Origin of the sequence: Cryobacterium sandaracinum, from assembly GCF_004403415.1 — a bacterium.
Classification (GTDB): Bacteria; Actinomycetota; Actinomycetes; order Actinomycetales; family Microbacteriaceae; genus Cryobacterium; species Cryobacterium sandaracinum.
On the sequence record NZ_SOGO01000038.1, the window covers coordinates 1 to 20,070 of the forward strand.

At 62.9% G+C, this 20,070-nt stretch carries 17 protein-coding genes and 1 pseudogene; 6 read left to right on the forward strand and 12 right to left on the reverse strand.

Annotated features, from left to right (window positions below; translation table 11 throughout):
- Both E3T25_RS13745 and E3T25_RS13750 read left to right on the forward strand, forming a co-directional pair.
- Positions 1–2,634, forward strand: a 2,634-nt coding sequence (locus E3T25_RS13745) for a helix-hairpin-helix domain-containing protein (RefSeq protein WP_134374876.1), incomplete at its 5' end; no start/stop codon positions are given.
- A 300-nt stretch (positions 2,635–2,934) separates the two neighbouring features.
- Positions 2,935–3,429 carry a hypothetical protein gene (locus E3T25_RS13750; protein WP_134374878.1) on the forward strand — a complete coding sequence of 165 codons (495 nt, stop codon included), beginning with the start codon at positions 2,935–2,937 and terminating at the stop codon, positions 3,427–3,429.
- Between the two features lie 314 nt (positions 3,430–3,743).
- Here the strand turns inward: E3T25_RS13750 and E3T25_RS13755 are convergent, their stop codons facing one another.
- The 6 genes from E3T25_RS13755 to E3T25_RS13780 form a co-directional block, all read right to left on the reverse strand.
- Complete coding sequence (locus E3T25_RS13755) at positions 3,744–5,012, reverse strand: LCP family protein (protein ID WP_241980897.1); 1,269 nt, start codon at positions 5,010–5,012, stop codon at positions 3,744–3,746.
- A gap of 125 nt (positions 5,013–5,137) precedes the next feature.
- On the reverse strand, positions 5,138–5,692 hold the full coding sequence (locus tag E3T25_RS13760; protein WP_134374882.1) for a hypothetical protein: 555 nt from the start codon (positions 5,690–5,692) through the stop codon (positions 5,138–5,140).
- Positions 5,689–6,258 carry a hypothetical protein gene (locus E3T25_RS13765; protein WP_134374884.1) on the reverse strand — a complete coding sequence of 190 codons (570 nt, stop codon included), beginning with the start codon at positions 6,256–6,258 and terminating at the stop codon, positions 5,689–5,691. The genes E3T25_RS13760 and E3T25_RS13765 overlap by 4 nt, the downstream gene beginning before the upstream one ends.
- 173 nt (positions 6,259–6,431) lie before the next feature.
- Positions 6,432–6,800 carry a PadR family transcriptional regulator gene (locus tag E3T25_RS13770; RefSeq protein ID WP_134374886.1) on the reverse strand — a complete coding sequence of 123 codons (369 nt, stop codon included), beginning with the start codon at positions 6,798–6,800 and terminating at the stop codon, positions 6,432–6,434.
- A gap of 189 nt (positions 6,801–6,989) precedes the next feature.
- Positions 6,990–7,322, reverse strand: a complete 333-nt coding sequence (locus E3T25_RS13775; RefSeq protein ID WP_134374888.1) for a hypothetical protein — start codon at positions 7,320–7,322, stop codon at positions 6,990–6,992.
- An 84-nt stretch (positions 7,323–7,406) separates the two neighbouring features.
- Complete coding sequence (locus E3T25_RS13780; protein ID WP_134374890.1) at positions 7,407–7,844, reverse strand: ASCH domain-containing protein; 438 nt, start codon at positions 7,842–7,844, stop codon at positions 7,407–7,409.
- A 433-nt stretch (positions 7,845–8,277) separates the two neighbouring features.
- Between E3T25_RS13780 and E3T25_RS13785 the strand changes: the two genes are divergently transcribed.
- Positions 8,278–8,508 carry a PLDc N-terminal domain-containing protein gene (locus tag E3T25_RS13785; protein WP_134374892.1) on the forward strand — a complete coding sequence of 77 codons (231 nt, stop codon included), beginning with the start codon at positions 8,278–8,280 and terminating at the stop codon, positions 8,506–8,508.
- 276 nt (positions 8,509–8,784) lie between these two features.
- Positions 8,785–8,994 (forward strand): hypothetical protein, encoded by a 210-nt coding sequence (locus E3T25_RS13795; protein WP_134374894.1) that lies wholly within the window; start codon positions 8,785–8,787, stop codon positions 8,992–8,994.
- Between the two features lie 70 nt (positions 8,995–9,064).
- Here the strand turns inward: E3T25_RS13795 and E3T25_RS13800 are convergent, their stop codons facing one another.
- Positions 9,065–9,760 (reverse strand): lipoate--protein ligase family protein, encoded by a 696-nt coding sequence (locus E3T25_RS13800; protein WP_134374896.1) that lies wholly within the window; start codon positions 9,758–9,760, stop codon positions 9,065–9,067.
- Between the two features lie 687 nt (positions 9,761–10,447).
- Between E3T25_RS13800 and E3T25_RS13805 the strand changes: the two genes are divergently transcribed.
- On the forward strand, positions 10,448–10,843 hold the full coding sequence (locus E3T25_RS13805) for a hypothetical protein (protein ID WP_134374898.1): 396 nt from the start codon (positions 10,448–10,450) through the stop codon (positions 10,841–10,843).
- A gap of 549 nt (positions 10,844–11,392) precedes the next feature.
- On the opposite strand, the gene E3T25_RS13810 is transcribed toward E3T25_RS13805, so the two are convergent.
- From E3T25_RS13810 to E3T25_RS17550, 4 genes and pseudogenes are all read right to left on the reverse strand, one after another.
- Positions 11,393–12,802, reverse strand: a complete 1,410-nt coding sequence (locus E3T25_RS13810; protein ID WP_134374900.1) for a PD-(D/E)XK nuclease family protein — start codon at positions 12,800–12,802, stop codon at positions 11,393–11,395.
- 1,188 nt (positions 12,803–13,990) lie between these two features.
- On the reverse strand, positions 13,991–14,419 hold the full coding sequence (locus E3T25_RS13815; RefSeq protein ID WP_134374902.1) for a hypothetical protein: 429 nt from the start codon (positions 14,417–14,419) through the stop codon (positions 13,991–13,993).
- A gap of 166 nt (positions 14,420–14,585) precedes the next feature.
- Complete coding sequence (locus E3T25_RS13820; protein ID WP_134374904.1) at positions 14,586–15,773, reverse strand: hypothetical protein; 1,188 nt, start codon at positions 15,771–15,773, stop codon at positions 14,586–14,588.
- 148 nt (positions 15,774–15,921) lie between these two features.
- Positions 15,922–16,898, reverse strand: a pseudogene (locus E3T25_RS17550) (DDE-type integrase/transposase/recombinase); the annotation flags it as partial.
- A 349-nt stretch (positions 16,899–17,247) separates the two neighbouring features.
- On the opposite strand from E3T25_RS17550, the gene E3T25_RS13835 reads away from it, so the two are divergent.
- Positions 17,248–18,477, forward strand: a complete 1,230-nt coding sequence (locus E3T25_RS13835; protein WP_134374910.1) for an IS110 family RNA-guided transposase — start codon at positions 17,248–17,250, stop codon at positions 18,475–18,477.
- Positions 18,478–19,686: 1,209 nt separating this feature from the next.
- Here E3T25_RS13835 and E3T25_RS13840 read toward each other — a convergent pair.
- Complete coding sequence (locus E3T25_RS13840; protein WP_134374912.1) at positions 19,687–19,929, reverse strand: hypothetical protein; 243 nt, start codon at positions 19,927–19,929, stop codon at positions 19,687–19,689.
- Positions 19,930–20,070 lie beyond the last annotated feature (141 nt).

The window sequence follows — 20,070 nt, forward strand, 5'->3', positions numbered from 1 at the left end:
CTCGCCCAACTCGAGGAACCGCCGGCGAACGGGCAAGCCTGGCTGAAAGACGCACAGCACATGCGCCAGGTCGCCCGCATGGTCGTCGACGCCGGCGCCCGGAACCCCGGCGCCCTCGACCAACTGCTCCGAACCACCCAGGAGTTGGCGGACCGGTGCGCCCTGGACCCGGCCGCGGACATCGGACTCGGCACCCCGAGGATGCCGGAAGCCTCGATCATCGGCGTGGTCGGTGACCCGGTGGCTGAGCTCTGGCGACGGGCCCGCCACGGCATCGACGACCGCTACGCCGGCACCACCCTCGCCCGCGCCGCACACGAGGAGCTCGCACATGAGATGGAGACGGTCGAGCACCTCGGGTTCGCCGCTTATTTCTTGACCGTCGCCCGGGTCGCGGACCTGATCCGGGGCATGGGAGTCCGGGTGCAAGCGCGGGGGTCCGGTGTCGGCTCCGTCCTCAACTACGCGCTCCGCACCTCGTCGGTCGAACCGATTGAGAACGGGCTCATTTGGGAGCGGTTCCTCTCCCCCGAGCGCCAGACCCTCCCCGACATTGATATTGACGTCGAATCCGCCAGGCGTCATGACATCTACCGGGAAGTGTTCCAGGTCTTCGGTGCCGACCGGGTGTCGTTGATGTCGATGACCAACGCGTACCGGGGGCGGGGCGCAGTCCGGGACGCCGGGCTCGCCCTCGGCATGCCGGAGGACCAGGTCGCGGCGATCGCGAAGCAGATGTGGCGGTTCAACGCCCGCGACTTCCGCCGGGCCCTCGAGGAGAAACCCGAGCTCGCGGACCTTGCCCAGCAGGTGCGCGAGTCGCAGCAGCTGGACCAGTTGGTGGACCTGACGGCGAAGCTCGACCGGCTCCCCCGCCACATCAGCGTGCACCCGTGCGGCGTCATCCTCTCCGACACGTCCCTCCTCGACCGGACCCCGGTGCAACGCTCGGGGATGGGACTGCCGATGTCCCAGTTCGACAAGCACGATATGGACCCGATGGGCCTGATCAAGCTCGACATCCTCGGCGTCCGAATGCAATCGGCAATGGCCTTTGCGATCGAGGAGCACCGGCGCCTTACCGGCGAGACCATCGACTTGGACCGGGTTCCCCTCGACGACGAACCTACCTACGAAATGCTCCGCACCACCCGCACCCTCGGCGTCTTCCAACTCGAGTCCCCCGGACAGATGGAACTGATCGGGAAGCTCCAACCGGCAGTGTTCAACGACCTGACCGTGGAGATCAGCCTGTTCCGACCCGGCCCCATGCAAGCGAACATGCCCCTCCAGTATCTGAAGGCGCGGCACGGGGAAGTCGCACCCGACCACATGCACCCACGGTTCAAGCCCTTCTTGGCCGAAACCAACGGTGTCGTCGTCTTTCACGAGCAGGTAATGCGCCTCTTCGACGAGTTGACCGGCTGCGGCATGGGTAAGGCCGATGTGTTCCGTCGGCACCTCGGGAAATCTGGCGACCTTGCCGAGATTGAAGCGTACGTTCGGCAGCAGGCGGCTACCCGCGGGTTCCCGGCGCCGGTCGTGGACCGGGCGTGGAAGGTGCTGTCCGGGTTCGGCAGTTTCGGGTTCGCCAAAGCACACGGCGCGGCATTCGCCCGAACCACGTACGAGAGCGCCTGGCTGAAAACGCACCACCCGGCCACGTTCTTCGCCGGGCTCCTCACCCACGACCCCGGCATGTGGCCCAAGGACCTCATCGTTGCCGAAGCCCGCAACCTCGGCGTCCCCGTCCTCGGCCTCGACGTCCAGAAGTCCGCGCTGGACTACCGGGTCGAGCAGCTGGGCGACGGGCAGCTCGCCATCCGCCTTGCCCTGCCCGAACTCGCCGGATCCAGCGCGGTGGAGCGGCAGCGGATCGCCGAGCACCAACCGTTCTCCTCGTTGCAGGACTTCCGCGATCGGGTGCGGCCGCGCCGACGCACATTCGAAGCCCTGGCCCGGGTCGGCGCCCTCGACTCATTCATCGGCTACGACCGGGCCCGCCGCGGCGACCTCCTCGCCCACATCCAAGGCCTCGGCGGCCGCGCCCTCCCCGTCGGCCCCGACCAGCTCGCCTTCGACATTGATCTGCCGCTGCCCGACTTCTACCGGGCAGTCACCGCCCTCGACCTCCGCGGCCGCACCCAAACAGACGTGGAACTCCGAGACCTCGGCCTCGCCGTCAGCCAGCACCAAATGACCCGTTTCTACCCCCTCTTCAAACAACTCGGAGTCACACCTGCCTCGGAGCTTGCGAACCTGCCCGGCGGAACCGAAGTACTCGTCGCCGGGGTCCGACGTGCCACCCACACTCCCCCGATGCGTAGCGGCAAGCGCGTGGTCTTCCTCTCTCTCGACGACGGCAGCGGGCCAGTATCCAACGTGGTGTTCTTCCACGACGCCCAAGCAACGATCGGGGCGCCCGTGTTCCGCACCCACTACGCCCTCATCCGCGGCCGAACCCGGCGCACCGGCGCCCGCGGGGTTTCAGTGACCGGCGAGCAGATGTGGGACCTGCTGGACGTGGCAGGGAAGGTCTGGGCGCGTCAGGCTGCGGAGCGGGAACGGGAGCGGGTGGTGGTCGAGGCAGAGGCTGCGGACAACGTCATCCAGATGTGGAGGCGGAGGGCGTGAGGCTCCCGACGCTATTCACAGGACGGGCGTTCCTTTAGACGCGCCTGACTGCGAATTCTCCCGGGCGGAGCAAACGGGACGGTCCCTTCAGCAGAAGCTCCCTGGCCGTTTCGTGTCGATTTCCATACTCGGCAGCACAAATTCCGCACTCGCCTGCACAGCTCGTTCACGCCACCACAGGCCTTGGCTCTGTTCCATGAGGGTCCGGCTTACGGGCGACGGCGCCGATGAAGGGGCCGGGCATCGCACAAACTCCGATCGATACCGAGTTTGCGCGCCGTGCGCGCATATGCTCGAGGCATGGTCAAGCGGTATTGGCGTGTCGCGGTCATTGGGCTGGGGGTCGGCTTTTTCCTGGGTGCTGCGCTCTTCGGCATGATGGCCGTCTCTGGGAACCCGGATTGGCGTGGTTACCTAGCTGTTGAGGATGTCCTGCGATCGACGGTCTCGTACGGGCTGATTGGATTGCTCGTCGCGGCGGCAGCCGTCGTTGGAGGTTGGGCCTCCGTAGCGCTATTAGACCGGCGGTTTGAGAGACGGCCAAGCATGCGCGTTTCGTTGGCCTCCGTAGGGGCAGCCGCGGGAACCATGCTGTTGGGATCCCTTGCAGGAATAGTGGATTCGGTGCAAGGATCCGCCTCCTGGTTGGTGGTCATCGTCGGGATTGCTTTCGTGCTGGCGGTCGTGGCGGCGATTGCTGCCGCGGTATTGGTTTCCTATGCGGAGAGGCACGCTTCAAGTAGTTCCGTGAAAGCGGTTTCGCAGGCTCCAGATGGTCATTGGATTGATTTCTAGCTGAGACCTTTTTCAGGCGTGGCTCTGCGCCGCTCACCGTTCCCAAACACCACCCAGCTGATCAAAGCCGGCTCGAAGCCCTCGCGGCGAATTCTGTGCCCCATGAAGGTCCGGCTTACGGGCATGCTTCTTCGCATACGCAACCGCTGACCACCTTCAGTGCCCAGATCATCGCAGCGTTCAAGCGCTCGAAGCTGACATCCGCAGCTAGGTCAAAGAGCGGAACGAAAACCCGAGCTCGTTCATCTGGACGAAGCAGAACAAATTCTCGACTCCCTCAAACGACCGCCACGACGGACTAACTGCGCTGGACACTAGTTGCCCTTCGTGCAAGTTTGCTCGGCTGCGGTTTGTCCGGTGACGCTGGTCGGCAGCATTGCATCAGTCGTAGCGGGAGCAGGGGTCGCCGCAGGCGTTGACGCGGGTGGTGACGTCGAGGTGGCTTGTGGGGTCGCGGTTGTCACAGGACCGGGGACGACCGGTGCGCTGCTCGCGCGTACCGCCCCTGGTCCCGGGTCGCCGGTGAGCTGCAACGGTTGATCCGCGACCAACGCCATGTTCAGAACTTCGGCGGCGCTGGACTCGGCGATGACCCGTCCCCACTCGGTTGGGTCAGACACGGTGGGATACTGCAGGAAGACCATGTTCGCCAGACCGGTGTCTTTGAGCGCGACAGCGATCTGGACCAGGGTCGTCGGATTCGTCAACGTGTCAGAGAGGACCATGTTGTTGGTCGCGGCCTTAGCCAGGGAGAACAGCGTGATCGGGTTAGCGAGGATGCCACCGCTTACGACTTTCCGGGCCAAGGCGGCCATGAAGACCTGCTGGTTGCTGATCCGACCCAGGTCACTGCCATCGCCCACACCCTTTCTGCTGCGCAGAAACGAGAGAGCGTCCGCACCGACGAGAGTCTGCTGGCCGGCCGCCAAGTGCAGCGGCGGATTCGTATACAGGTCGTTGACCGGTGTTGCCAGGCAGACAGTGACCCCTCCGACGGCGTCGGACATGGCGGTTACACCGTCGAAGCTGACTTGAGCGGCGTAGGGAATCTGGATACCAATCAGCTTCTCGATCGTCAGCACTACGCAGGACAGTCCGCCACGGGACAGAGTTGTGTTGAGCATCACCCGGCTGGATGCCGGTGTGGTTCCGCCGTCCGGCTGCGGGCACGCTGGAACGGCCAGCATCAGGTCGCGGGGAAAACTGACTACGCTCACGCTCTGATGATTCTGTGCAATGTGCAGCAGAATTGTAACGTCGTTGTTTCCCGCGCCGGAACTACCCTCCAACCCGGCACTATTCTCGAAGGCCGTGCCTTGGCCGGTGCGGGTGTCAGTGCCAGTCAATAGCAGGTTCACCCCGCCGGCGATCGCGCTCACCTCCGCGCCGGGAGCGGCCTTGTCTCCGGGCGCCTGGGCCAGATGAACGCCAGGCTTGACACTGCTCGCAAGGTCCCAGGTGGCAACCGCGGCAACGGAACCCCCACTGACCAGAAGGACACCTAAGGTGAATCCAAGCGTTTTCGCTACCGTCCGCCACGGCCCCCGACGCGTCAACTGTCCATGCCGGATTGGCTGATCCAACTGCCTGCCACGCCGTCTCGCGGACTCACTGGTTCTCACGAACTAACCTCCCGACCGGCCAATGAACCGGCCCCCCTTGGAATCGACCGCTTGGGCACACCTGTTTCCCCCGGAACAGCGGCTCGTCAGTGGTTGTTGTCGTTGCCCATAACGTGGACGGCGTAGCCCCAGCATCCAGCGTCGTCCCAGTGGTAGTCGGCGCCGCCTCCGGTGTCACCGTCGAGTGCGAGGCGGGCGGCTGCCCGCTCGGAGGTTGGAAGAGTGTCCTCCCACATCACTGGAAGCACAGCGCTGTCTCTTTCCCAGAACGGTTCGAAGGTGTAGACGTATCCCTTGTCTTTCATGCAGGCACCAACGATCGTCTGCGTCTCCACCCATTCCCTGCCGTTGGCCTGTTCATCGGGGGTCATCGCCTTGAACGCCTCGGATGCCATCGGATCAGCGTTGTCGGCAGCTTCGATAGCGCCCGCTTCCGACGTCACCGACGTGCCCAGGGTGCCGGTTGGTGTGGGGGTAACAGCCTCGGCAGGAACGACGGCGGCTTCGGCCGCGCGTACGGATGGTGAGTCCGGGGCTGCAGGATTGAGCGTCGCCGCCGCGCCCATCCCGAAGACAGTCAGCGAGAGGGCCAGAAGCCCAGCTCCGGCCAAACCGATTCCGAGTGCGAGTTTCTTCTTCATCGAGCCATCTCTCCAATTGTCTTGAGTCGGGTGCCGGTGTCGGCAGGGGCGGTCCGGTGTTCCGGCCACCACCAGATCGCTGCCGCAGTGAAGAACAAGCCAAGCCCTGCGATGAGGCTGTTGCTGGCGAGTCCCCACCCTGGCATCGTGAAGGTCAAGGCACCCACCGTGGCACTGAGGGAGTAGAGCTGAAAAAGGCCGAAGTGAACGAGTCCAAAGCTAGCGAGCACCATGACGAGCGCGCCGAGGACACGTGTCCGGCGCCGAGACAGCAGCACTAGTCCGCCGACAGCGAGGACAGTGGACGAGGCGATGGTCAGTGCGGTTGCGGAGCCCGGCCGGATCTGTTCCCCGATCACGCTGAGCGCAATCCGGGTGAGCACGAAGAGACCCCAGCCCAGCACGGCGGAAGCTACGACCAGAACGAGCGCCGATACGGCGCCCTCGACCCGGTGTCGGCGAAAGCCGGTCGGGTCCGCCAGGGCGACTTGCCTTCGCTGCGCGTGACGCCAGCTCAGGTCAGCAGGTGCGCCCCGCAGCGCACGACTGAGAATTGCGCGAGCCACCGCGCGCGGCGTTGTTCCCGATTCATCGGCCCAGATCGCGTGCTCATACAGGTCCGAGGCGAGTTCGTCGCGACGACCAGCGGCGACCTGGGCATCAACTTCGCGTGTGTACCACGAGCACCAGCGAGAGACCCGGCGAACGGCGTGATGGTAGGGCATAGACGTCAACACGCTCATGCGAAAGTCGCCCCTGCCTGTGCGATCCGAGGCACGTTTGCCTCTTTGCGGTTCGTTTCCGCCTGCGCCTTGACCAGGGCGCGTGAACCTTCCGCCGTCACGGTGTACAGCCGGCGTCGGGGCCGTCCCTCGGACTCGGCACTGGCCGGGTCTTCCCAGCTGGCTTCGAGGATGCCGGATTCCGCCATCCGAGACAACGCCTTGTAGAGCGTGCCGTGAGCCGTGAGCGCGAAACCATCATGGGAGGAGAGTTGCTTCGCCAGGGCGAAGCCGTAGAAGCTGCCCTCGCTCGCTTGGAGCGTGAGCCCGCTCTCCAAAATGTCCACCTCGATCGGAAAGAGAGTACCTGGTCGTCTGCGTGCCATAGACACAACTATAGGAAGATAGGTTCTTATAAGCAAACCCCCGTTGAGGGGGCACGAAGCTCATGGCCGGTCCTGGCTGAGAGTCATGATGAGGCGGTGCGCCGAGTTGTCCTCGTCGCCTCGCCGACCCGGGAACGGGGGCGGCCGCGACTGCGAATGGCGCTGCTTGCCGGGCGGCGGATTGGCGCTCTATTGACGGGTCAGTTGCGCCAGCAGAGTCTCAGCCACACTGAAGATGCTGCCGATCGAGGAGAAAGTGACGATGCCAGCAACACCCCAGAACCAGTAGCGGTCACTCCGACCCGCTCTCATCCGGTTCCACGCCAGCCACCACGCGGCCACCGTCGCCAAGGTGGAAGCGATTACGGTACCGAAGGCCATCCGGACGAAATCTGCTCCGTCTGGTGCATCCCAGGAGGTCGTCGCGAGCACAATACAGAGTGGAACGACGATCATCCCGACGAACCCGATAAGCACCGGAGACACAGCACGTCGTTTCTGAGTACTCGTCTGGGTTGTCATGCGGTGAGTCTCTCAGGTCTCGCCCTTGCAGACGACGGAATCACTCCAGCGATCCGTAAAAGTGTTGGGCTGCCGGTATGAGGGCTATCGGTTTGCTTGGCCGAGCGCCTCAATCAATTGGAACCGCTCCAGCACGACAAGCGTGTCGTCATCGACTGTGAAGGTTGGGCTGTTGAGGAAGGCCCGCATCTCCGTGCCGTGCCAGAAGGCTTCGTGACCGCGGCGCCAGGCTGCTGCGGAGACGAATCCTTCGCCCTCGTCGCGCGCATGCTCGAGGCCGACGTCAGCAAGTCGGACAATCTCGACCGCAACTGTCTGGATGATTGCCACCGCGGCATCGTGGGAATCCACGACCGTCTGCTTGTTCCCGATGATCGGCAACTGTTCGTCCTCAATCGAGTACTCCACGAGGGTCGAACTTGTGGAGGTCTTCGTGCCGGCCAGGATTGCGGCGATCAGCCGCTCCCGAAGTGGGCCCGGAAAACCGAACTCAGCAATCTGGAATTCGCCGTGGTTAGTCATGAGGTGATTTTAGGTGCCGAGGCTCGCGACCCTGTGCCGTAGGGCGTTCATCTTACGAGCTGCTCCGGATGTTCCCTCCTGGCCAAGCAATCGACGGCGTACTTCCCCGAACGACCTCGCGGTCGTAGGTCCGCTCTGCGTAGGGCACTCAGGTGTCCGCGAATCGAGGGGTGGTCGAAATGGAATTCGGTGCTCTTTTTTGGTGGAACTTCTGGGTGGTAGTCCAGGTTCTCGTTGTGGTTGGGGTCGTCGTGGCTCTGGGGCTTTTCATCCGCTGGGGGCCGCGCAAGAGCGCCATTCTTGAGGCGAGCCAACCCACGGAAGGTCACGGGCCCACTGCCGGTAAGTAGCGGGTGCAAGTCCCCCGCAGGAAGTTCCGGAGACGCATCTTCACTGGGCCCTATCTTGAAGTATCCAAACGAACGGAACCGTCATGGACAGTCCAGCCGCACTTCCAGTCGCTCTCGCATCCGTCGTCGCCGTCCTCTACATCGCTGCGATCGCGTACGCCATCGTCCAGATTGCGCGAACCCGCGACCTGTCCGAGGTGGAGAAGGCCCTCTGGATGATCGCCGTCGTATTCGCGCCTCTGCTCGGCGCGCTCGTTTGGTACCTCGCCGGACCACACCCGTTCGGCCTTCGACTCACACACAAGGTTCGATAGACCTCGACCTTCATTTCCCTTCGCGGAGAGGGTTCGATTTCAGAGAGACGAAGTCGATGGCGTGCGTCGCGCAGGGCCCTGATGAGGCCGTCGGGGTCGGCGTCCTTGAGTAGGTAACCCCCGCCCCGGCATCAAGGGCAGACACACCTTGGTCGCAGGCCGAACCGCAAGCACTTCGCGGGTCGCGTCGATGCCGTCAAGACCCGGCATCGACGGGTCCAGCAGCACGATGTCAGGGGAAGCGGCGTCCCCGAACAGGTCGGCCTGGCTGACCTGATGGCCTGCGTGTTGGAGGTCGGCACGCCGGTCCTGGCTGTCGTCCTCCTGCGTGGCGAGGGGTGGCTACGACGAGCACCTTTCTCCACCTACGTCCGGGCGCTGAGCCTGGTCGCGGTCATCACCGTCATCACCATCGGACTCTCCGGTATGTTTTGGCTTGACGGTGTCGAAGGCTCCGAGCACCAGAGCACAACCACCTCACCCTGATCGAGGTCGGTGAAGAAATCACGTGCGGACAAGGGCAGAACGGGGGCGTCAAGAGAGGAATTCCGTGCACTCAAACGAACGGCTCAGCCCACTCTGTGTGCGTCAGAGCGAGGCCGGTTATGACGCCCTGTGCGAGCTCCTCCGGAGAGGCCTGCACCCCTTCGCCAGCCAACGTCCCGAATGTTTGCGGATCCCAGTCGAGCGACATGGCCGCGTACACGGCGTCCACAACGGAGCGGAGTCGCATCGCGGGACCCAACGCGACAGACGCCGTGACGAGCCGTGCTCCTCGGGTCACCCTCTGGGCGATTCCGACGAGCTTCACCTCTCCGCGTGCATTCACGCTGTGAGGCCCCGCGCAGTATTCGCGTCGGACCGCCCCCACACGCGCGTCGACGCCCAAATCCACGAGTACCCGCCGCATTGACTCGGACACCACGTCGAAAACGAGTTCATTGGCTATGTGCCGATCGGACGGCGTCAGCAGATCAATGACGAGGCAGCTTTCGTCGTAGGCCACCGCCCTCCCGCCCGCAAGCCGGATCACGGGCGCAAAGCCATGGTCGCGAGCCGCCTCCTGTGCGGCTGCAAACGACGGCATGAGGCTTTCCCGACGGCCAAACGCCACCGTGGGGCGCGGTGCGTACACCCTCAGGATCGGGCTGGGGACCACCACGGCCTGCATCTCCCGCATAAGCGCCAGCGTGTGGTCGATGTCGGATTGCGCGTCGGTACCTACTTGTCCGCACATGGTGATCGGTTTCACGTGAGCGGCTCCGTTGTTTCGCTCCTGCGGTGCGGTGTCCGTGGCCGCTCATCCGTCAACTCACTCAACCTGGCCATCGCGGCGGGGTTCACCCCAGCGTGCGTGGGGTACGGCGGCCGCACTCACTCGGAGTACCTGGCGTCGATCTCCACAAGGTGCCCGTGAGCTTCGTCCTGAGTGCTGACTCGCCGGTAGCTGTTCGTTGGAGGCGCCATGATCATTCGATTTTATCTCTCCACGGGCAGTGTGCTCGACTGCTGTCCAGCCACCGGCCGATGCATGCCACCTCGGTAGCTTCCGCCCACACGTACCTGACCACGAAATCGGCAGCCGGCCGAACAAACCGTTCTGGCTCCCGCGTCAGTAGCCGGTGCCGAAAACCGAGGCCGCAGCCGCCTGCCGCGACTTCGCCCGAGATACCTTGAGGCCAGGTCACCTGGTCGCGATCATCCACCGCGACAACAGAGCCTCCACATGAGCAGCGGAAAAGATCGGGCTGGAATTCGAAGAGGACGGCTATGGCGGGGCGATCGACGTCCGATCGGTGCACGGCTCACGCCTTTGATGTCCGCTTTCCGTTCGGCTACGGGCCTTGACTCTGTAGGCCGGCGACTTCCTTCGTTCCAGTCTTAAAGCGCTTACCCGGTGTCTGGCAGCACGTAGTTTATTCAGGAGGGGGTAGACGAAATGCAACTGCAAAGACCGGCTTTTCCCGTGCTCCTCGCCGTGACTGCGCGGTCTTGGATCCTCGGCATTTCGTCGATGGCCCTCATGGCCTTGGCTGGGCTGCAGTTCGCGTTCATCTCACATTCGGGTATCGGTGAATCCTGCTATCAGAATCCCGAGCTAGGCAACCTGGCTCTGCCCTCAGCAGGATGGACCGCGGACGGTGCATTTTCGTTCTTTCCCGTTGGAGTCCGATGCTCCTATTTCACGACCGATCACGAACTCCTCCTGGTGCACACCCAGTCGAGCGTGTGGGACTGGGGAATCACGTTCGCCGCAATCCTCGGAGTCATTGGCGTTGCGCTCTTCCTGACCTCACGCCTCGCCACTCGGCGAACCTGGCCGGCATCGCTCTGAAGAATCAGACCCAGACCGTCCCGATGGCGGTTCCGCTTACACACCACGGAGCAGCCAGTCATTGTCAGGGTTCCTGCCACCCTCAGGGTCCGGTGCATCCGAAGCTGGAACGGACAAGCTCTGGTCCTCCACTCGCACCCGAGCTGGCAAGGCTCGCCAACGGTCCAGAGGAACCGCCAGACCTGGGACAGGCTCGTCCTCCCGAACGTCCTCGTCCTCCCGAACGTCCTCGTCCTCGTCCTCCTGAACGCTCTCAGCCTCTTGAACGTCCCGGTCCCGGTCCCCGATCATGTTGCCCACCTTCCGCTTGTAGCCTTCAGCGTCCGACATGGTGCTGTGTCCAGCCGACTGCAAAGCACGCAGGACTGGGCAGACCGTGGAACGGCGCCGTTCAGCCTTGCCGCTAAGTGTAGGCCCGCCCCTGAAAGCCTGCCTGCTCACGAAAGGTTCCCAAACACCACTCCCCTGAAACTCCGAAACCTCGGAGACTGGGCGTCGAACCTGCGACCGTAGACGTCCGGCCTGCGGACAGAATCGGCGAGCAGCTCGTCACGCCTCAAATGCGGCATTGATCGCGTGGGTCGCCGCGACGAGCTGCTGGACGGTCTGGTCCGGCGCCTTCACGTAGCGGTACACGAACGACGGAGCGAAGTGCCCGAAGCGCTCGCGCGGCATGACTTGCCCATCCGGCGATGCGAGGACCTCGTAGAGCGGCGCGAAATCGAACAGCTCCGGGTGCGATGTGGCGAATTCCTCGCGGGCGTCTCTGTCCTCTCCGGAGCGACCCTCGAGGTGTGGCAACACGACACACAACCGAAACTGTCCTTCCTGGTACTGCCACCCCGCTTGAATTTCGATGCCACCAACCCGAACGTGACGTCGCCAGCCGACTAGAGGCTGGCCGTGGCTAATGGCGGCCTCCGTCCATCCCACCGCCGGTCCTTCCCCCGCGAGCACAGCCTGCACCCGCCGCGCGCGGAGCTTTCGAAGCGCGGTACGAGTTTGGGTCGAGTCAATCTCTGCGAGTTGCGAACTGTCCATCCACGCAGACTCCTCCATGGAGTGCACGACAGTGGTGTCGAGTAGCGCGCTCAGGAGCCTCACGACTCGCGAGTACCGTCTGACCGTTTCGACCTCGTAGCTGCTGTCCTCATTGTCAAAGAGGGCGAGGTCGATGCGTTCAGCGAGTTCCTGATAGCTCAGGTAGGTCCAGCCCTCGACAGGCTCATGCGGTGGAGACATGCTCAGCAGGATGTGATGCGCGGGCTCACCCTTCCACCGCCCAGTCTTGGCGCGGTATTCGTCGAGCTGAGCTCGCTCGGGAAGCGAGAACACCTTGTTCTCGATGACCAACGGCGCCGCGTCCGGCCAATGGAGCACGAGGTCGAGGTTCTCTCGTTCTCGTTCAACGCGCCGCACTTTGGTGAAGCCTGTGACGTCGTCGGTCGTGAGATCGCGGAACACAGCATCGGCCAGCTTCGGCAGAGCGTCGAAGAACCAAGCGAGGAAGTTGCTGTGGAACAACTCGCGTTGGCCGTACATGATCCGCGCGAGCGGCTCCACGTTCAGTTCCCGGGCGATCACCTGCACCGGCTTCTCATCGCTCGTTGGGATGCCGTCGAGGTAACGACGCACAGGGTTCGCCCCGCCCCTGGGCGGTGCAAGCCGTTCGACGCTCGTCCCTACGGCGCCGAGTTCTGGCGCAGGCACTCCATCGAAGCCCCACCGCCCCTCTTCGTCACCGGAATGCCAGGATTGGATTCGATATGCGCCTCGGACAACACCGCCTGCGACACCAAGCGCGTAGACCGCACGTTGCCGAGTGTCCGCGCCCACGCGCCAGTACATGCGAGTCGCATCGTACGTCGCCCGCTCGTTTGCGTCGGGGGACCATTCCCGGTTGATCACGAAGATCACCGTGGGCTCGGCGACTGCGGGGATCGAGTCAGGTGCTTGCACGAAAGCAACCTAGCAGTGGCGCGACGCCTCTCGCTATCTGCAACGAGACGGTGGGGGAACTTCGTCGGGAGGCGTTCGCCCGGGAATACGGTCAGCTCATTAGGCGAGCCGTCATCAGACGTCCGCAAGCGGACCGGCTTCCGTGCGGTCACACACTGGTTACGTCGGAACAGTGCCGTTGGCATTCAACGGCTGACAAACGCGCCGCCTACGCCTTGCCCTCCGCAGGAAGTCGATTCATTGCCGTGGCCGCACGCCTAGCCTCCGCAATGGCTTGCTGCGGAGTCAGCGCGCCTGACCGCCACTCCGCGATGGTGCCAACAAGGCTCTGTTCTATGACGATCCCCTTGCGACGACGAGCGCACCGACCTGGCGCGGCTGAATCAGCCGCCGAAAGCGTCCGCAGCAAGTTCCCTTGTGACGCAACATCGGCACGCTCGACCCTTGGGTGGGATCGCACAAGTGCTGCCGCGGTTATCGTCCGTCTTGCGGGACAGCGGATGAGTCCACGCGTGACGGCAGAATGTCACGCTCTTTTAGATGCTGGTGCCACCAGGGAGACGTACAGACGATCTTGTACTTGTGCCTACTGGTCACACGTTGGTCACCCTCGTAGAGTGGCAAGCACGCGCCGAGAAGTAGCTGCGCGATCGTGCAGGCTTTCGACGCCGAGACGCACACGACCTAGAGATCGAGGTACCGCATGACTCAGTCACGTGGCCATGCTGGGCTATGGCAAGTACTTGGGGCAATCCTGTCGTTCCTCGCCAAGGGCATCGGTGCCGGGCTGTCCTCGATCGCCACCATGACTTTCGGAGGCCGAGCTGCGCCAGGCGACCTGCCAACATCGCCGCCGCCCAAAGAGTATCGACCGTAAACGACCAGCACCGCCTCAGCGGATTCGGCTACTGACCCAGACCGAGGAACTTCGGCAGCTGGCTGGCGTCCTGGACCTTCCTCTTGCGGGGAACATCACGACAGTGGGCAATTTACTCTTGGGTTATAGGACGCTGACGCCCCGGAGCGTCGTGGGTGTACAACTCAATGCGCCAAATAGCGATCAAAGAACGCCGCCACAGAGCGCAAAAAGTCACAGTCCTGCCGGGTATATGCGACTGCGAGCACGGTGCTGCCTACTGTCCGGCTTACGGGCACCCCAGCACACCTTGTTGCCTGAATTGCCGGTGCTCACTTGCCGATAGCAAGATTGTCCGCCACCTGGGTCCAGCTATCTGACGAGGGAAGGTTGGACTCGGAGATCAACTGCGCAGATCCAACCCCGGCCAAGTAGAGCTCAATCGGCAACTCAGTCGAGCACGCACTTGTCCACGCAGAGAGTGACGCGAACACGATGAGACAAACCTCCTTGCCGGACGCGGAGCGCGCTGCGAAGTAGTCCACTCCTGTTTGCTCCGAAAGCAGACGAGAGGAGTCGGGTGCCACTCCCAATTCTTCATCGGCGTCGAGGCCGGCCGGCAACTCATCCGTTGAAGTCTGAGCGCGTCCAAGGGCAGTGACCTCAGTACCTGGCTGCTGACTGCACGCCGAAAGCAACGCTGCTGATGTCACGACCAGCAGCGTTGCGAGAGCCCTGATGGAGCGACTTTGCTTATCCATTTCCACATCATTGCAGCCACTGTTCCGAAAACGTTTCATTGAGACCGCGTCGGCCGGCCGCGGTCCAACCACGCGAAGCCGGCCGCGCGGCCGCCCCCGGTGAAAGTCTTCATACGTCTTGGGATGACCACTCACACTGGGTTCCGCTTCCGCAGCGACGTGCTGGTCAGCGTTTCGTGGGTTCCTCGGGTGGGGTCACTCTGGCGAGGATCGTTCCAGATTCGTCACCGATTGAGAGCACGAACGTAGTGTCATTGAGCCAGACGGCACCGTTCGTGTTGCAGGAAAACGGCAAGGACGTCGATTCTTCACCTGTCAGAATTCTGATTCCCTGCTCACTTGACTGCGGGCAGTCGCCCTTCTTGGCCATGACGCCTCTGGCCGGTGAAGACGCGCGAACCATCTTCCAATCGATTGGCCTCTCGGTGGCATCCGTATTCGTCGGTGCCGCTGTGAGCACATAGCCGACCGCGTTCACGGCGAGCACGGGATTTCGAGGCGGGTATGTGGCTATCGGTGAACGAGTTCCATCGGCGCCGATCGCAAACGTTTCCCTCTCCGTACTGACGTAGACCGTGCCGGCGGGATCGATATCGATAGCAACAGCGGCGGCGGTGACCCCCGATTCCGCACCCAGCACAGTCGTTTGCTGCCCGTTCTTCGCCACGGTTCGAATCGCGAAAGGCCACATGAAAGCCGACTCGAGCGGAGTCATCGCACCTTCGGGCACCATCTCGCCCAGAAAATCGACGAAAACCAGTCGCCCATCAGCCCCGGCCGCCACGTCGCCAATCGTGGTCGCATCGACGTCGACAGGTGTCCACGTCTCAGCATCCGTGTCGTAGAGATAGATTCCCGTCTCGATCTCGGTCCCTGCCTTGCCCGTTCTGGACACAGCGAGGACCGATGGGGAGATGGCTGATATTCCATGAACTCTCGTAAACATCTCGTCATTGAATCGGCGCAGGGTGTCGCCAGCACTATTCAGGTGCAACCGAGACCCGGCGGACTCGGTCCAGAACCCGCCCGCAGTGTCCTGGGTCATGTTCGTCATGGAATAGGTAACGTCAATCCGGTCTTCTGGACCGACGTCCAAGGCGTTGTCGAACTCGATGGGCACGACCCGCCACGAGGTCGGCGGAACATAAGAACAGGCGCTGAGGGAAGCCAGAACCACTGCAGCGCCCCAAATCGACAACCAGCTTCTGTGCACCATGCATTCAGGATGGCCTAATTCACCGACGACCTCCCAACGAACACGGCCCGAGGCATCGAACGTTCCGTTCACGGTTCCCTGCGAAGTCCTGTCAGACCTCTCGTCGGCATTCAGCGACGACAATTCGGCCAACAGCACCTCCAGTGCCGCTCGGTCGGTCGGTCGGTCGGTCGAGAGTTTTTACCACGCTTCGGGGAGATCGACGATCTGGGGGTCATCGAGGTCCCCAAGCCGTCCGACGCTGCGGCCCTCTCGCTCCTGATCAATTTGACGGGATCCGTGACCGTGACGTTCCCCGGTCCGCGTGGACGACCTGCGGGGTGCCGTGGATGCCGAAGGTTTCCGTCATCATTTCCGCGGCCAGGACCGCGGACTCAGACGCGTGGACCACGGCGCCGACGATGTAGCGGGAGTAGATATCGATCATGACGTAGCAGTCGTAGTACTTGCCCTTGATCGGGCCAGGCAGCTTTGTAATATCCCACGAGAACACGAGCCCGGGGGCGGTGGCTAGCAGTTTCGGGATCGCCCGCGGCGGGTGGCGGGCCAAGCGGCGGCGTTCCTTGACCTGTTTGTTCTCGGCCAAGATCCGGTAGATCGTTGAGATCGACGCTAGGTAGACGCCCTCGTCCAGCAGCTGCGCGTAGATCTGGATCGGCGGTAAGTCCACGAACCGGGCCGAGTTCACCACGGACAGGATCCGGGCCCGCTCCAGGACGCCCAGCTTGTTCATTGGCACCAACGCCGGCCCGGCAGCCGGGGTTCGTGGCGCCCGGGTTGCCGTCGCCCGCGGTATCCCCACCAACGTGGCAGCGGTGCGGGTCGAAATACCCCGGCGGGTCAGTTCACGGTAGGTGGTCATCACGGTTTCGTCTGCGGTGTTTCGTCCCGCGAGCTCTTCGAAAGATTTTCGAGTAGCTCGTGCATTTTTGACATGATCTCCAACGCCACCTCCGTCGTGGCCAGGCGCTGTTCGGATTGATCGAGCTGGCGGCGGAGCCTGGCGATCTCGGATTGCTCTGGCGTGAGCCGGCCAATCTTCTCTCCGGCTTTCTTGCCCTGCAGCACGCCCGCATCACGAAGCTTTCGCCACTCGGTAATCTGCGAGGAATAGATGCCCTGCTCCGGCAGATACGCCCCGCCCCCATTCCGGGAGATCGCGTCCTCGTAAGCGGCCAAGTGCTCTAGCTTCTGCGCCGGCGTGAACGAGCGCCGCGCGCTCGGGCCACCCGCACGCGGGCCAGGACTGCTGTTCTTACTCATCGAACTATCGTCGCGCACGACGATCAAAGAAGGGCTGGACATGATCGGACTTCCTGGTTCTCGCCCTACGTCAAACGGCGGACTTGCTCTGAGCTACTGGCCTCAACTCACCCTGACGGTAATGATGAGAAGAGTCTTGAGGCTGCGTGACTCTAACCCTGACTGACGTCCTTCAAGGATTGTCTTTTACGTGATCTGTCCGCGGTCTTGAGGCTGCTCAAGGTGCGCTGACCAGGCGGACATGACTTTATAGGAGCCTGAAGCGAATTCCCATTACCGTCTTGTCTGCCCACCTGGCCAACGTGCTCATCTTTTACCCAGATGGACGCAATGGAAGGGCAACTTCATCATGGCAACAGACCCACCGAATGTCATCGTCGGCGTCGACACCCACTCCGATACTCACTTTGCCGCCATCATCGACGAGCACGGCAAACACCTAGCTGCTGAAGAATTCCTGGCAGTCAGTTCGGGTTACCGGAAGATCCTCGCCTTCATTACCCACTTCGGTCTGATCATCGGCGTGGGCGTCGAAGGAACCGGCAGTTACGGGGCGGAACTGAGTCGAGTTCTGCGAACAGCAGGACTCCCTGTCCCCGAGGTCAACCGACCCAACCGTCAAGCACGGCGTCTACGCGGAAAATCGGATCCCTTAGACGCCTATCAGGCAGCAGAATCGGTCTTGGCCGGACGAGGCACGTCGACGCCGAAAACCAAGGACGGCCCCGTTGAATGCCTCCGCGTCCTCCGTGCCGCCCGCAGTTCAGCGATGAAGGCCCGCACAATTGCCATCAACCAGATCAAGGGGATACTCGTCTCCGCTCCGGAGCACGTGCGCAGTCGGTTCCGCCCGCTGACCACCGCGCAACTCATCCCGGCGTTGAAGCGTTCCCGTCCAATGGGAAACCTCACGGACACTGAGATCGCAACGGCCCTCACTTTGAAGAAACTTGCTGTCCGATACCGATTTCTCGAGCGGGAGATTCTTGACACCGATGCAGTGATGGCAGAGATTCTTCGGGACTGCGCGCCTCTGTTACGGAATGTCCCCGGTGTTGGCATAGAAGTAGCCAGCCAGCTCCTCGTTACCGTGGGCGACAACCCCAAACGCATCGCCACGGAAGCGCAGTTCGCAGCACTCGTCGGCGTAGCTCCGATACCCGCCTCGTCGGGCAAGACAAGCCGGCACAGGCACAGCCGCGGCGGCGACAGAGCGGCCAACGCGGCAATCCACCACGTCGTCGTCTCACGCCTCGCAACCGACTCCCGCACGAGAGACTATGCGGCCCGACGATCGGCTCAAGGCAAGACCAAAAAGGAAATCATGCGCTGCCTGAAACGATACGTCGCCCGGGAGCTCTACCGTCAACTCACCAACCCACAAGCGGCGCCCTCGATCACCGACCTACGCACCGCGCGCGAAGACCTCCACATCACCCTCCGCGAGGCGGCCGGACACTTCAATACCTGGCCTGGCACCCTCTCCCGAATCGAACGAGGACTCAGCCGAGACGACTACCTCGCGAGCCAATTTCGGGACTGGCTCCACGAGCAAAAAGCCGTCCAAAATATCAATTGACAACTATAGGAGCATCACGTAGGGACCAGCCGACGCGACCGGGCCGACCACCGTGTGCACTGGGCGGGCTATCAAGGACGGTAATGAGTATCAGCTGACGGTGAACAGCGAGGATCCCCAGGGGAATCCGCGGGTGGCATTGGACGTGCGCCCGTCCTGATTCCTCTTTGGTCTGGGCCGACGCGCCTCCAGGAGTATCGGCTCCGGCTTCGCCCAGCCTTCCCTCGCGGGTCCCGGACGCGATCATCAGCCGCTACCCCACCTCGGGCAAAACGAATGCCGGGAAACGTCCGGCTTGCGAACCCCGCTCGGGGAATGGCCTGAGGCCGGTCTCAGACTCCGTTGCGGACGCTCTTCGCTGATCTGCGCGGAGTGCATCACTCTCAGTCAGAATAGCGGGGACGAAGTGAGTTGTTCCAGCACTCTGGGCCGTGGCGCTAGGCCGAACGAGTAACCGGGGAATCCACCCCACGCGACGGAGAGCCGGAGGTACTCCACAACGGTGATGCTCGGTCGTCCCGCAACACCAAGAAGCACTGGATCCGCGTGAGTGTCGGGCAACCAGATGTCATGTGTTGCGCCACTGATGTTCGCCTTGTGCAGTTCATCAGGAGCGAATTCGAACGATGAGGTCGACAGCTCTAGCAAGTCATGGCCTCTCTCGTCCCACTCGGACTCGAGCTGATCAACGCACGGCAGCCATAGCGGATCGGGGTAGTCAGAGCCAGGCGGCATCGTGCTCACTCGCGCGGGTGGGGGTTGGTGATAGTGGAGACCAATTGCAGGGCAATCACCCAACAGAGAAACGGCTCCAATCTCTCCCATACTTGCCTTGAGCGCTGCGGGGAGCGGCCCCAACAAAAGTTCCAGTTTCGCGACCCGTTCGCTCACGTCGCACGGTGGCGGGGTGACAACGGGAATACCCGAGGACGCTGGTTCGAATCCGAGAGCGAGGAGAACCTCCACGATGCGTCCGATTTGTATTCCCGCCCGCTTCATGGTCGAACGTGCTACGTCTTCCACCTCGGTCTGACGCGCGTGCGGGACTGGTCCCAGCTGCCTTATCTCAGCCCAAACCTCAGCCCACTCGCCAGACTCATATCTTGTAGCCAGAGACGTCATGTGCACAGGTTACGCAGAAATGCCGCGCCGTCGAGGGCGCGGGGTGACGTCCGTCCAGGGTTCATCTAGCGTGCGTCGGAGCGCCATCTAGGCTCGCGATAGTTGGAGTCTCACTTGCTCGTGCGGCCGGGGCCCTGGCCGGCGTAGGCCGAGCGCAATCAGGATGATGCCGACGATAGCGATGATGAGCCCGATGGAAAGCCACATGCGGCTACCTGTCATGAAACTTCCCGGGATCAGATTTATGCCCTGCCCGGCCCACACTCCACCAAGGATCAGAGCGATCACGCCGCCGGTGATCAGGGCGATTCGCCCATTACGACTAGTCACGTCTCCCAACGTACCCTCGACCGACTCACCCATCGCCCGGTAGAGGTTCCCTTGTGACACGAGAGCGCCATGTCCGGCGCCACTCGTTGGCGGCGCCAGAATTCGTATCGATAGGGGTCCGGCTTGCGGGCATCAGAGCGC

Bases quoted from the DNA above. Each gene is read 5' to 3' on its own strand.
- E3T25_RS13750 (WP_134374878.1), top strand. From the start codon at position 2,935: ATGGTCAAGCGGTATTGGCGTGTCGCGGTCATTGGGCTGGGGGTCGGC.
- E3T25_RS13760 (WP_134374882.1), bottom strand. From the start codon at position 5,692: ATGAAGAAGAAACTCGCACTCGGAATCGGTTTGGCCGGAGCTGGGCTT.
- E3T25_RS13770 (WP_134374886.1), bottom strand. From the start codon at position 6,800: ATGGCACGCAGACGACCAGGTACTCTCTTTCCGATCGAGGTGGACATT.
- E3T25_RS13775 (WP_134374888.1), bottom strand. From the start codon at position 7,322: ATGACAACCCAGACGAGTACTCAGAAACGACGTGCTGTGTCTCCGGTG.
- E3T25_RS13780 (WP_134374890.1), bottom strand. From the start codon at position 7,844: ATGACTAACCACGGCGAATTCCAGATTGCTGAGTTCGGTTTTCCGGGC.
- E3T25_RS13785 (WP_134374892.1), top strand. From the start codon at position 8,278: ATGGACAGTCCAGCCGCACTTCCAGTCGCTCTCGCATCCGTCGTCGCC.
- E3T25_RS13795 (WP_134374894.1), top strand. From the start codon at position 8,785: ATGGCCTGCGTGTTGGAGGTCGGCACGCCGGTCCTGGCTGTCGTCCTC.
- E3T25_RS13805 (WP_134374898.1), top strand. From the start codon at position 10,448: ATGCAACTGCAAAGACCGGCTTTTCCCGTGCTCCTCGCCGTGACTGCG.
- E3T25_RS13815 (WP_134374902.1), bottom strand. From the start codon at position 14,419: ATGGATAAGCAAAGTCGCTCCATCAGGGCTCTCGCAACGCTGCTGGTC.
- E3T25_RS13835 (WP_134374910.1), top strand. From the start codon at position 17,248: ATGGCAACAGACCCACCGAATGTCATCGTCGGCGTCGACACCCACTCC.